12 protein-coding genes are annotated in these 12,826 nt (G+C 66.4%); 1 reads left to right on the top strand and 11 read right to left on the bottom strand.

Annotation, left to right across the window (positions count from 1 at the left end; genetic code table 11):
- Positions 1 to 22: 22 nt before the first annotated feature.
- From OIT41_RS06505 to tdh, 10 genes are all read right to left on the bottom strand, one after another.
- On the bottom strand, positions 23 to 862 hold the full coding sequence (locus OIT41_RS06505) for a class II fructose-bisphosphate aldolase (RefSeq protein ID WP_253190691.1): 840 nt from the start codon (positions 860 to 862) through the stop codon (positions 23 to 25).
- Positions 859 to 1,830: a 1-phosphofructokinase family hexose kinase gene (locus OIT41_RS06500; protein WP_264637604.1), complete on the bottom strand. Its 972-nt coding sequence runs from the start codon at positions 1,828 to 1,830 to the stop codon at positions 859 to 861. Before OIT41_RS06500 ends, OIT41_RS06505 begins: the two co-directional genes overlap by 4 nt.
- Positions 1,827 to 2,777, bottom strand: a complete 951-nt coding sequence (locus OIT41_RS06495) for an ROK family protein (protein ID WP_264637603.1) — start codon at positions 2,775 to 2,777, stop codon at positions 1,827 to 1,829. The genes OIT41_RS06500 and OIT41_RS06495 overlap by 4 nt, the downstream gene beginning before the upstream one ends.
- 8 nt (positions 2,778 to 2,785) lie before the next feature.
- Positions 2,786 to 3,718, bottom strand: coding sequence for an SIS domain-containing protein (locus OIT41_RS06490; RefSeq protein WP_264637602.1), 933 nt, complete (start codon positions 3,716 to 3,718; stop codon positions 2,786 to 2,788).
- Between the two features lie 194 nt (positions 3,719 to 3,912).
- Positions 3,913 to 5,136 carry an imidazolonepropionase gene (gene hutI, locus OIT41_RS06485; protein WP_241707911.1) on the bottom strand — a complete coding sequence of 408 codons (1,224 nt, stop codon included), beginning with the start codon at positions 5,134 to 5,136 and terminating at the stop codon, positions 3,913 to 3,915.
- Positions 5,137 to 5,147: 11 nt separating this feature from the next.
- Positions 5,148 to 6,245 carry an NAD(P)/FAD-dependent oxidoreductase gene (locus tag OIT41_RS06480; RefSeq protein WP_241707912.1) on the bottom strand — a complete coding sequence of 366 codons (1,098 nt, stop codon included), beginning with the start codon at positions 6,243 to 6,245 and terminating at the stop codon, positions 5,148 to 5,150.
- 40 nt (positions 6,246 to 6,285) lie between these two features.
- A complete protein-coding gene (locus OIT41_RS06475) occupies positions 6,286 to 6,756 on the bottom strand; it encodes a pyridoxamine 5'-phosphate oxidase family protein (RefSeq protein WP_078105809.1) in 471 nt (156 codons plus the stop codon).
- A 54-nt stretch (positions 6,757 to 6,810) separates the two neighbouring features.
- Positions 6,811 to 8,211: a 6-phospho-beta-glucosidase gene (locus OIT41_RS06470; RefSeq protein ID WP_241707913.1), complete on the bottom strand. Its 1,401-nt coding sequence runs from the start codon at positions 8,209 to 8,211 to the stop codon at positions 6,811 to 6,813.
- Positions 8,212 to 8,218: 7 nt separating this feature from the next.
- The gene (locus tag OIT41_RS06465; protein ID WP_241707914.1) at positions 8,219 to 9,427 is read right to left on the bottom strand and encodes a glycine C-acetyltransferase; all 1,209 of its coding nucleotides are present in this window, start codon (positions 9,425 to 9,427) and stop codon (positions 8,219 to 8,221) included.
- A 44-nt stretch (positions 9,428 to 9,471) separates the two neighbouring features.
- A complete protein-coding gene (gene tdh / locus OIT41_RS06460; RefSeq protein WP_078105812.1) occupies positions 9,472 to 10,518 on the bottom strand; it encodes an L-threonine 3-dehydrogenase in 1,047 nt (348 codons plus the stop codon).
- Between the two features lie 115 nt (positions 10,519 to 10,633).
- Between tdh and OIT41_RS06455 the strand changes: the two genes are divergently transcribed.
- Positions 10,634 to 11,578, top strand: coding sequence for a LysR family transcriptional regulator (locus tag OIT41_RS06455; protein WP_264637601.1), 945 nt, complete (start codon positions 10,634 to 10,636; stop codon positions 11,576 to 11,578).
- A gap of 65 nt (positions 11,579 to 11,643) precedes the next feature.
- On the opposite strand, the gene OIT41_RS06450 is transcribed toward OIT41_RS06455, so the two are convergent.
- Positions 11,644 to 12,825 (bottom strand): Gfo/Idh/MocA family protein, encoded by a 1,182-nt coding sequence (locus OIT41_RS06450; RefSeq protein WP_264637600.1) that lies wholly within the window; start codon positions 12,823 to 12,825, stop codon positions 11,644 to 11,646.
- Position 12,826 lies beyond the last annotated feature (1 nt).

Here is a 12,826-nt window from a genome sequence, read left to right as displayed (position 1 = left end):
CACGAACCTTCCGGAATTGGGACTAATTCACTTTCGCGAACAGCGTCAGCAGACGTGCGGTTTCCAACACCAGCGCGTCCCGTCCGGCCTTGATGTACTTGCGGGAGTCCACCACGGAAGGGTTGGCATCCAGGTACTCACGGACGGCGCGGGTGAAGAACCCGTTCAAGTGTGTGGATACGTTGATCTTAGTCATACCGGCCCGGATTGCCGCCACCAGCGTTTCATCCGCCACGCCGGAGGACCCGTGAAGGACGAGCGGAAGCTGGACGGCCTGTTTGAGCCGGGTGATGAGCGCGAGGTCCAGGGCTGCGCTCCGTTGGGTCATGGCGTGGGAGGACCCGACGGCGACGGCCAGGGCATCGACGCCGGTGGCACCGACGAAGGAACGGGCCTCGGCGGGATCCGTCCGGACTCCCGGAGCATGGGCACCGTCCTTGCCTCCCACTTTCCCGAGCTCGGCCTCGACGTAGACTCCGTGGTCCTGGGCGTATCCGGCGATCCTCCGCGTGACTTCGACATTCGAGTCGTAAGGCAAGTGCGCGCCGTCGTACATGACGGACCCGAACCCGAGGTCGACGGCCTGCAGCGCCAGCTCTTCGGATTCGGCGTGGTCCAGGTGGAGGGCCACGGGCACCGAAGAGTCGCGGGCGATGGACATGGCCCCCCGGGCAATCGGGACGAGCCCGCCGTGGAAACGGACGCAGTTCTCGGAGATTTGCAGGATCAGCGGGACGCCCGCGGCCTCCGCTCCGGCAACCAGTCCTTCCGCGGTTTCGAGGTGGATGACGTTGAAGGCGCCTTGTCCGATTCCGTTGGCGGCGGCGGTATCCATGAGTTCCCGTGTACTGACGAGCGTCACCGGGTCTCCTTCCAGCTGAGAATGAGTTGGTCTTCGAGGTCCGCGTAAAGCGGCGAGATCTCGCCGGCGGCAGGCATGAGCACCGCGGCGGCGGACCAGGCCGTTGCCCGGCGGAGGATCGTGGGGATGTCGGTGATCCCGTCGGCGAGCGCGACGGCGGCAGCCGCCACTCCGGCGTCGCCGGCTCCCGTGGGGTTGCCGCTAAGCGGTTCCGGGAGCCGTGCGCTCCAGTAGCCTCCGGGAGCCGCATCGTGGAACGCAAGCATCCCTTCGGCGCCGGCACTGACCAGGACGGTCTTCGCTCCGAGGGCGATCAGTCGCCGTGCTGCGACGTCAAGGCTGCTTTCCCCTGTTGCTTCGAGGAGTTCGTGGTTGTTGGGTTTGAGGAGGTCCGCCCCGGCCCGCGCTGCCGCGACGATCCCGGGACCGGAGGTGTCGACGACGGCGGGAATCCCGGCGTCGTGCGCCAGGCGCACCAGCGCGGGGTAGAAGTCGGCGGGCGCACCGGGCGGCAGGCTCCCGGAACCGACAAGCACTCCCGCGCTTTGCCCGTCCGGGTTGTCGATGTGCAGGGCGTCGACAACGGCGGCGGCGAGCGCCTGCCATTCGGATGGTTGGAGGGGACTCCCCTCTTCATTGAAGATGGACGTTTCGCCGCCCACCGTATCGACGAGGGCGATGCTGCGCCGGGTGTCCGCGGCGACTGGAATCAGGCGATGCGGCACGCCGCTGCTGCGGAGTTCGGCGGCGAATTCGGCACCGGCCGCGCCTCCCGAGGGCGCGAGCGCCAGCACGGGATGGCCCAGCTGGTGGGCCACTCGCGCGACGTTGAGGCCCTTTCCGCCTGCGCGGCTGAGGGGTGCGGCAACGCGATGGCTTGCTCCGGAGGTGATCCCGGCGACGTGGTAGCTGAGGTCGATGGCCGGATTGGGCGTGACGGTGATGACCCGTTTGATGGCCCCGTTCATCGGCCCGCCCCCGTGCCGGAAGCGGCCTTCGCAGCCGGGAGCAATGCCCGGGCCCTCATGGCGGCGCCGAGCAAACCCGCATCCTGTCCCAGCTGGGCGCGCATGATGATGGGCCGCCGTTGGAAGTCGAGCAGCTCGTCGAGGCGCGAACGCAGCGGCTGGAGGAGCCCTTCCCCCGCTTCGGCCAGTCCGCCGCCCACCACCACTGCCTCGGTGCCGATGATGCTGACGCATTGGCTGAGGCTGAAGGCGAGGGCGTCCACGGCGTCGGCCCAGATCCGGGCCGCAAGTGGGTCGCCGGCTGTGGCCCGTTCGAGGACTTCACGGGCGCCGGCACGCGGAGTTCCGGCTTTGTCGCTGTAACGCCGGGCGATCGCTCCGGCGGAGCCGACTGCCTCAAGGATCGTGTGGCTGGGACCGTCGGGGTCCGGAACGAGGGCGTGGCCCAGTTCCCCGGCGAAGCCGCCCGCGCGCACCGGGTATCCGTCGGAGATGACGGCGGCGGCGATTCCGGTGCCGACCACCATCACCACGACGTTTCGAAAGTCCTTGGCGGCTCCGAAGCGGCATTCGGCTTCGGCCGCCGTGCTGACGTCATGCCCGAAGGAGACCGGCATTCCGAGGCGCTGCGCGGCTTTATCCCCGAAGGGAAAGTTCCGCCAGCCCAGGTTCGCCGAATAGATCCCCACTCCGGTGTCGGAGTCCACGATTCCCGGAACCACGATGCACGCGGCCTTCGCCGGGTGGCCAGGGAACTCGGCGGCAAATTCCGACGCCAAGCCCTCGACGGCGTCCAGGATCGCCTCGCCCGGGCGCAAGGGATCGTGCGGCGTGGCGGTGCGGCGCAGGCCAAGGACATTCCCGGCCGTGTCCACAAGGCCTGCCTTCAGATCCGTCCCGCCCACGTCGAAGGCCAGGACTGCGGATTCAGCGGCTCCGAGAACCATGGGATTGCCTAAGCCCTGGCGTTCAGGACAACAGAGCGCGTCAGGTTGCGCGGCAGATCGGGATTGAGGCCGCGCACGCGTGCCCGCTCCAGCGTGACCTTATGGACCCGGGCCAGCTCGGCGAGCGGGTGCTTGCCGGTGTGGACGTAGAGGGCGCCGGTGCGGCTCATGTCGGCATCCAGGCCCTCGGGCTGCGGGCCGAAGATCCACGTCACCCGGCCAGGGGCCGCGATGGAGATGGGACCGTGCCGGTATTCCATTGCCGGATAGGATTCGGTCCATCCCTGCACCGCTTCGCGCATCTTGAGGCCGGCTTCGTGGGCCAGGCCAACGGTCCAGCCGGTACCGAGGAAGGTGAACTGTTCGGCGTCGAGCAGCTCCTGGGAAACGGCTTCGGTCACAGCGGTACGGGCGTCCTCGATTGCCTCGCCGAGTTCGATGCCCAGGCTCGCGAGGAGGTACACCAGGGCGGTCGTGGCGAAGCGGGTCTGGACCACCGACTTCTCGTCCGCGTAGGGAAGGCCGATCACGACGTCGGCCAGCGTGGTGATGGGCGAATCCATGTCCCCGATCACCGCGATGGTGCGGACTTTCCCACGCAAGGCCTCGAGGAGTTCAAGCACCTCCGTGGTGGTTCCGGAGCGCGTAATGGCGATGACGGCGTCGTATTGGCGGCCGGCACTGTTGTGATTGAGGAAGGCTTCCGACGCTGCGAACGCGTCGGTGACGCCTTTGCCCGCGGCTTCGCGGGCAGCGGCATAGCTCTGCGCCATGAACCACGAAGTACCGCAACCGACGACGGCGATCCGCTCACCGTCAGCGGGAAGCAGGCGCCCTGCCTTGGCTTGCTCAAGTTCGCATTGCCCGATGGCCCGCTGCCAGACCTCGGGCTGCGAAACAAGCTCTTCTTCCATGAAGGCCCCGAGGGTGTTGTTACTCATCGCACTTACCATTCCTGTCCGCGCTTCTTCGACGCACTCTTCAACACTCAACCATTTGACGTTTTATGATCCATATAAACACTAAACGATCATATTCAATCGCACAAGGATCGCGGAGGGCTTCAGCGCGCCGCGCAAAAAAGCAGGGCCCCTCCATCTGGAGGAACCCTGCTTTTGCGTGCCGGATTGAGTTGCTACACCGCCCGGACACCCGCCCGCCACACCGCGAAAGTCAGCGGAATACCGGGCCTGTACGCCAAGTGCGTGGCCGACGGCGCCTTGAGCATGTGCAGGTCGGCGCGGTGCCCGACGGCGATCGAACCCACCGCGCGTTCGCCGTCGACGTCGTTGCCCGACTCCCTGCCGAGCGCGAGAGCACCGCCATACGTCGCGGCCCGGACGGCCTCGTGGACGCTCAGGTGCATCTGCAGCACCGCCGTGGTGACGCAGAAGGCGATGGAACTCGTGTAGGAGGTGCCCGGATTGCAGTTCGCGGCCAAGGCGATCTGCACCCCGGCGTCGATCAAGGCGCGGCCCGGGGCGAGCGGCTGGCGGGTGGAAAGATCGCAAGCGGGCAGGCAGGTGGCAACCGTGCCGCGCGTGCCCGTTCCGGTGGAGGCATCCCAACCGCCCCAGGTTCCGGCGAGCGCTTCGATGTCCGCGGCCGAAAGGTAATTGACGTGGTCGACGCTGGCGGCACCGAACTCCACGGCCAACTGCACGCCGGGCCCCTCACCCAGTTGGTTGCCGTGCACACGCAGGCCCAGGCCCGCGTCGCGGCACGCGGTCAGGACCCGGCGCGATTGCTCCTCGGTGAAAGCGCCGCGCTCGCAGAAGACATCGGCCCACTGGACGTACGGGCGGACTGCGTCGAGCATCGGACCGCAGACGAGGTCCGTGTATTCCTCGGCGTCGGCTCCGGCCGGGACCAGGTGCGCGCCGAGGTAGGTGACTTCATCGACGGTCGCCGCCGCGATGCGTGCGCTGCGGGCCTCGTTCTCCAGGTCCAGTCCATAGCCGGTCTTGCTCTCGAGGTAGGTGGTGCCTTGGGAGACGGCTTCGGCCACGCGCCCGGCGGCGAGCCGGGTCAGTTCCCCATCGCTCGCGGCCCGCGTCGCGCCGGTGGTGACGGCGATGCCGCCGGCGCTGTAGCTCTGGCCGGCCATCCGTGCCTCGAATTCGGCGGTGCGGTCCCCGGCGAAGATCAGGTGTGAGTGCGAGTCAACCCAGCCCGGGAGCACGGCGCGGCCTTCCGCGTCCACGTGCTGATCGGCCGAGGGAGCCTCCGACGCCGGACCGATCCAGGAAATCCGCTCACCTTCGATCACGACGGCGGCGTCCTTGAGGACGCGGTGCCCAGCGTCCTGGGTCATCAGTTCGCCGATGTTGCTGATTAGTGTGCTCGTCTGCCCGCTCATGAACCTATTGTTCAACGGCGGATGGACCATCGGGCCGCTGCGAGCTCCCTCGGTGTCCGGGATGCCGGACTAGTGCCGGATGCATAGTCCAGGATTTCCGCGGCTGCGAGCTCCGCGATGGCGGACGAGGTCTGGAAACCGTAGCCGCCCTGCCCCGCAAGCCAGAAGAAGCCGGGAGCCTCGGCGTCGAAACCCACCACCGGCACCCCGTCGGCGGCTTCCGTGCGCAACCCGGTCCAGGCTTTGGCCACTGCGCGGATGCCCAACGAGGTGATCGAATTCAACCGGGTCACGAGTTCTTCCACGTCGCCGGGCCGCGGTTGCGCGTCTTCAGGGCCGCTCGGCACCGTCTCCGACGGCGAAATGAGCACCTGTCCGCCCTCGCGCCGGAAGTAGTACGTGTCATCAGCGGCGCACACCATGGGGCTCCCGGGCGGAAGCGGGTGCTCGACGTCGACGATGGCCGCCGTGCGCCGGAACGGCTGCAAGCCCAGCTTCTCCACCCCGCTGAGCACCGCGAGTTCATCTGCCCAGGCACCTGCCGCGTTGACGACGACGGCCGACTGGAAGGCTTCCAGCCCGGCGCCCACTTGCCAGCCGGAGCCGAGGCGTTGGGCCGAATGGACCTTGGCGCCGGTGATGATGTCCACTCCCCCGGCCTCGGCACGTTGCCGGTGGTCCTCCAAGAGCACTGGCGTGTTGCAGGCGAATGACTCTGTATCCAGGCCAGCTGCAGTGAAAGCCCCGGGGTTCAGGGCCGGGCACAGCTTGAGGGCTTCGGCATGCGTGATGGGGTGCATGTGCCCGCTGGCTGCTGCCTTGACGGTGGCTTCGTCGCCCACCAACATGAACGAGCGCGGTTCCAGCACCGGTACCGGCAGTGCTGCGTCGCGGGCCGCCATCAGCTCCAGCGTGCGGACGGTGAGTTCCTGCACGACGGCGGGTCCGTAGCTGGGGATCAGCTGCCGGGCCGAGCGGGAGGACGTGTGGTAGGCCAGTGTCTGTTCGGCTTCCACCAGGGCCACCGAACACTGGCCTGCCAGCGCTGACGCGAGCGACAACCCCGCGATGCCTCCCCCGACAATTACCACATCATAATTTGCAGCCATTCCCCCATCCTGTCAGCGCGCAGGCCCAGATGCGAGGGGGCTACTCCGTGGCGGAGGGTTTGATGCCGCTGTAGGGAGTCCACCACGTGAGCGGCTCCGTGACGGTGAAGCGCCGCCCGGAGATCGAATCCGCGGGAACCCGCACGAAATGGTCCTTCTTGCCGGATTCCCAAGGAAACAGGGGCAGCGAGAACGAGTTGATGACGTCGTCCAGCTGTTTGACGGGCGCCGCCTTCCCGTGGAGGACAACACTCCATGCGACGCCGGTGTTGGGGTCGACGCCGTCGACTTCCATGGCTACCGGGAATTCGCCCAAGGCCGCGGCGAGCTTTGTGCCCGCCCCGGTCCGGAAGACAACCGTCCCTTGGTCCACGGTGTAATTGATCGGAAAAATGTCAGGGTGGTCTCCGAGCCACACGGCCAGCCTGCCGACGGACACGCCCCTCAGGAGATTCCAGCATTGCTGCGAATCCAACACCTCGGTTACACGTTGTGCTGCATCTTTGTCCATGCTGCAGATACTAGGCCTCCGATCCCCCTCGGGACAGGGCTGAGGCAAAGGGGTTCAGCGCAGGTACTGGAGTTCCTTGAAATGGCCGACGTAGTCGTCCAGGAGCGCTTCTGCCACCCTGACCGAGTCCACGAGCGGGTTCAACGCCATCGCCTTGTAGGCGGAGCTCCGGGAACCCGTGAGCGCAGCGTCGATCGTGGCCCGTTCCACCGCTTTGGCATTGACGACGAGCCCGCGCGCGTAGTCCGGAAGAGAATCGGCCGGGAGCAGGCGGACTCCGCGGGCATCCACGAGGCAGGGCGCCTCGATGACCGCGTCGTCGTCGAGCTCAGCGAGGGTGCCGTTGTTGGGGACGTTCAGAATCAGCCGGGCCGATTCACCCTGGCTGATGGCACGCATGATCGCCAAGGCAACGGCCTCGTAACCGCCCGACACCAGATCCCCGGCGTCGCGTTCGAACGTACCGGCCGCGTCCCTGTTGCTCTGCATGTACGTCTCTTCGCGATCCAGCTTGGTCTTTTCCCAGAGCCTAAGGGCCGACTTCGACGACGGGACCCCCGGAGCGGGCTCCGCACCGCCGTCGTTCGCTTCCGCCAACCCGCTGTAGAAGGACGACTGCTGCCGGGCCAAGTAGGCGCCGCGGGTGGTTCCGGCGCGCCGGTCGGCGTCGAGCGCCTCGCGCTTGAAGTAGTAGTAGTGCAGATACTCGTTGGGAACCGCACCCAAGGCCCTGATCCACGAAGCGCCGAACAGCCGGCCTTCTTCGAAGGACTCGATGGCGCCGTCGTCGGAGAGGAGCCGCGGCAGGACATCCGTACCATCGACCACCAGCCCGCGCAGCCAACCCAGGTGGTTCAGGCCGATGTAGTCGATCTCCACGGAGCCATCCCGAAAAGCCGCAGCACCACGGTGGACTCCGGCGGCGAGCAGGCAGCGCCGGGCGAGCCCTACGGGGGAATCGCAGATCCCCACCACCTTGTTGCCGAGGACCCGCGTCATGACCTCGGTGATGACCCCGGCCGGGTTGGTGAAGTTGATGAACCAGGCGTGCGGGGCATGCTTCTTCACTGCCTCGGCGATGTCCAGGACCACGGGAATGGTCCGCAAGGCATAGGAAATTCCTCCGGCGCCGACGGTCTCCTGCCCGATGACACCGTGCGCGAGGGCGATCCGTTCATCGGCGGCGCGCCCCTCCAGCCCGCCCACCCGGATGGCGGAGAAGATGAAGTCGGTACCCGGCAGGGCTTCCGACAGCGCCGTGAACGTCCTCACCGAGGGAGCGTCGGGCACCCCCTCGGCCATCCCGGCGAGGACCTTGGCCACCACGCCCAGGCGCGCGGGGTCCGTATCGAACAGTCTCAGTTCGGTGACCCGTCCGGGCCCATGGTCCGACAGCAGTGCTGAATAGACCAGGGGTACCCGGAATCCCCCGCCGCCCAGGATGGTGAGGATCATGGGAAACTCAGAGCCCCGCGGCCGCGCGGCTCTTCACGAAGGCCTGGACGCAGGCTTCGACGTCCTCGGAGCTGTGCGCGGCCGAAAGCTGCACGCGGATCCGGGCAGCTCCCTTGGGTACCACGGGGTAGCTGAACGCCGTGACGAACACTCCATGGTGGAGCATCTCGTCGGCAACCTTCGCGGCCGCCACAGCGTCGCCGAACATCACCGGAATGATGGCGTGTTCGCCGTCGAGCAGTTCGAAGCCTTCCTCGCTCATGCGACGGCGGAACAGGGCAGCGTTCTCGAAGAGCCTGGAGCGGAGCTCGCCCGAGCCCTGGACCAGCTCAATGGCCTTGATGGTGGCGGCGACGATGGCCGGCGCCAGCGAGTTGGAGAACAGGTAGGGGCGGGCCTTCTGGCGCAGCATGGCGATGATTTCACTGCGGCCGGACACGTAGCCGCCCGAGGCGCCGCCAAGGGCCTTGCCGAACGTGCCGGTGTAGATGTCGATCCTGTCGGAAACACCCGCGTGTTCCGGAGTTCCGGCGCCGGTGGCTCCCATGAAGCCGACGGCGTGGGAATCGTCCACCATGACCAGGGCGTCGTGTTTTTCGGCGAGATCGCAGATGGCTTCGAGCGGCGCGAGGTAGCCGTCCATGGAGAAGACGCCATCCGTCACGATGATCTTGCGCCGGGCCGGGGCATCGCCGGTGGAGGCCTCGATCAGCTTGGCTTCGAGGTCAGCCATGTCCTGGTTGGCGTAGCGGAAGCGCTTGGCCTTGCTGAGCCGGATGCCGTCGATGATGGAGGCATGGTTCAGGGAATCAGAGATGATGGCGTCCTCGGCCCCGAACAGGGACTCGAAAACGCCTCCGTTGGCGTCGAAGCAGCTCGAGAAGAGGATGGTGTCTTCGGTTCCCAGGAACTGTGAGACCCGGGCTTCGAGCTCCAAGTGCAGGTCCTGGGTGCCGCAGATGAAACGCACGGAGGCCATGCCGAAACCGCGCTCGTCCATCGCGGACTTGGCGGCCGAGATGATGTCCGGGTGGTCTGCCAGGCCAAGGTAGTTGTTGGCGCAGAAGTTCAGGACGGTGTTCGCCGGCTGGCCGAGCTGGCCTGCCGAGATGTGGCTGGCCTGCGGCGAGTCTATGTGGCGTTCGGTCTTGAAGAGGCCTGCGGTGCGGATCTCGTCAAGTTCGCCCTGCAGCTGGTCTTTGATGCTTGAGTACATGGTGGCTCCTGGTACTGGGGTCTTGGGGAGGACTTTACGGTGTCTTAGATGTCGGTCCAGTCGAGGACAACCTTGCCCCCGGTGCCGGCGCGGGCGATTTCGAAGCCCTTTTCCCAGTCGGTGGCGGACAGCTTGTCCGTGACGACGGCGGAAATGCGGCTGTGCAGTTCGGGGTTGGAGGACAGCATGGCGCTCATGGCGTACCAGGTTTCGTACATTTCGCGGCCGTAGATGCCCTTCAGGGTCAGCATGTGGGTGACCACTTTGCCCCAGTCGATGTCGATGGACTGGCTGGGCAAGCCAAGCATGGCGATGCGTCCGCCGTGGTTCATGTTGTTGATCATCTCAGGCAGGGCCGTGGGATGCCCGGACATTTCCAGGCCGATGTCGAACCCCTCGCGCATGCCGAGCTCGAGCTGGGCATCCTTGACGCGCATCTTCGACACGTCGACGGCGAGGTCCACGCCCATCTTCCGGGCGAGTTCAAGGCGGGGAGCGGACACGTCCGTGATGGCGATCTTGCGGGCACCGGCGTGGCGCGCGACGGCGATTGCCATGAGCCCGATGGGTCCGGCACCCGTGATGAGCACGTCCTCGCCGACGAGCGGGAAGCTCAGTGCGGTGTGGACGGCGTTGCCGAAGGGATCGAAGATGGCGCCGAGCTCCGGGGTGATGGAGGGATCCTGGTGGACCCAGACATTGGTCTCCGGAATCACGACGTATTCGGCGAAAGCACCATCGCGCTGCACGCCCACGGACACCGTGTGGATGCACATCTGGCGGCGGCCCGCACGGCAATTGCGGCAGATGCCGCAGACCACGTGGCCTTCACCGGAGACGCGGTCACCGACCTTGACGTCGCGGACGTCCTCGCCCACGGAGACCACTTCGCCGTAGAACTCGTGACCGGCGATCAGGGGAGTCTCGATGATGCTCTGCGCCCAGGCATCCCAGGACTGGATGTGCAGGTCGGTTCCGCAGATGCCGGTGGTCATGACGCGGATCTTGACGTCGCTGGGACCTGCCTCCGGCTCAGGACGTTCGACGAGTTCGAAACCAGCGTGGGGACCGGACTTGTAGAGAGCCTTCATGGGTCTTCCTAACTCAAGGGATTGGGCCGTTTGTGTGCCGTTTCACTTCATTGAAGCCCCACGGACTGTTTAGCACAACTAGGTTTTTCTCAATCAACGATTTAGCATTTGCTAAATGGAAGTACATCAGCTCCAAATGCTCAGGGAACTAGGAGATCTCGGCAGTGTCAAGGCCGTGGCCGAGACGCTCATGGTCACTCCCTCGGCCGTCTCCCAGCAGCTCGCCCTCCTGCAGAAGTCGGTGGACGTGCCCCTGACCCGCAAGGAAGGCCGCGCCCTGGTGCTCACCGACGCCGGCCGGGTCCTCGCCGACGCCGGAGCCGCCGTCGTGAATGCGCTCGCGGACGCCCAGGCCGCCATCGGCGCCTACCACGACTCGCCTGGTTCGACCGTGACCGTGAGCGCCTTCCACAGTGCGGGGCAGGCTTTGTTCGCTCCGCTCGCGGCATTGCTGACCACCGCCCGCAACGCGGCCCCTGAAAACAGCGTTCCCCGCGTGAAGCTCGCCGACGAAGACGTTGCCCAGGAAGACTTTCCCGGCCTGGCCGCGCGCTATGATCTGGTGCTGGCGCACCGGATGGAGCACAGCCCCGAGTGGCCCACCGACAAAGTAGCCGTGATTCCGCTCGCGGACGAACCGCTCGACGTCGCGCTGCCTGCCGGGCACCCGCTCGCGGCGCGCCGCGAACTCAGGCCGGCCGACGTCGTCGGGCAGCCCTGGGTGACCAGCCGCGACGGTTACTCCCCCGCCGACGTGCTGGCCGCCGTCGTCGCCGTCAGCGGGCGTCCTGCCGATGTGCTGCACCGCATCAACGACTATTCCACCGTGGCCTCGCTCGTGGCCGACGGCGGCGCGATAGGTTTGCTCCCGCGGTTCACCGCCCAGCGCGTCCTGGACGCCGGCGTGGTGCTGCGTCCACTGGCGGGGGTGAATTCCGTGCGCAAGATCGACATCCTGGCGAGGCCGGAAACCCTGAAACGGAAATCGGTCATGACGGTGTGCGAAGCACTGCAGACCGTCATGACCGAACTCGCCGGGGGCACCTCACAACCCAACTGACTCGCATTTAATGTCGTTATGGGCCCTCAAAACGACAACAAATGCGAGCCAGTTGGGCGCGGCCTCTAGAGTTCCCGGACCCGGGCCTGCTGGCCTGCGTTGAAGTACTCCACGAGTTCTTCGGGCAACGCCGGAACCCGCTTCGAACAACCGTCACCACGGAGGGACTCGGTGGCGAGCACTCCCGCGGCCACGGCCTCCCGGGCTGCGATCGGCGAGGTCGCGGTGGCTCCCCCGTCCTTGGCGAAACGCAGGAACTCGGCGATGAGCAAGGGGTCCGCGCCGCCATGGCCGCCTTCTCCCTCGCGGACCTCGACCCTCTGGTCGGGCTCGGCGAAACCGCTTGTGCGCGTGGTCCATACATGGATCTGGTCGCCGGCGCCGTCACCGAAGTTCTCCATCCTGCCTTTGGTGCCGATCACCGTGTAGTTCCGCCAATAGTCCGGGGTGAAGTGGCACTGCTGGTACGAGGCGAGCACACCGTTGTCCAGGACCATGTTCATCATCGAGATGTCCTCGACGTCAATCGTCTCGGCGAGATCCGTCTGTTCGGTGGGAGGCCAGTTGTCAACCGAGAACCAATCCCCCATCCGGCGCCCCGTGTTGTCGCGACGGGACGCGACGTCCCCGTAGACGGCCAGATCGCCGATCGCCTGCACCGTGGTGCTGTATCCCCCGGCGAGCCAGTGGATGACGTCAATGTCGTGCGCGCCCTTTTGCAGCAGCAGCCCTGTGGTGTTGGCACGCTGGGCATGCCAATCCTTGAAATAGTAGTCCCCCCCGTTCCCCACGAAGTGCCTGCACCAGACTGCCTTGACGTCACCGATGGTCCCGGCCTGGATGATCTCTCGCATCTGTACCACCACCGGCATGTGCCGCATGTTGTGGCCCACGTAGAGCCGCGTTCCGGTGTCGAAGGCTGTCTGGAGGATGAGGTCGGCCGCTTCGAGCGTGACGTCGAGCGGTTTCTCGCAGAAGGTGGGGATGCCCGCTTTGAGCGTCCGGACGGCGACGGCGGCGTGCTGGTTGTCCGGGGTCAGGACCAGGACCGCGTCCAGGTCGGAGGCCAACAAAACGTCCAAATCGTCGGTGATGACCGCCGTCGGGATCTTCTCGGCCGCATCGGCCCTGCCGCGCTCGCCCAGGTCGCACACGACCGTGACTTCCGAACCGTGGCCAGGTTTATGCGCGTGGCGCCACAGTGACGACCGCAAGCCGAATCCGACGATGCCTACTTTGAGGTCCATA

Origin of the sequence: Arthrobacter sp. YA7-1 (assembly GCF_025960325.1) — a bacterium.
GTDB classification, from domain to species: Bacteria; Actinomycetota; Actinomycetes; order Actinomycetales; family Micrococcaceae; genus Arthrobacter; species Arthrobacter bambusae_A.
This window is presented reverse-complemented; position numbering and strand designations above follow the sequence as displayed.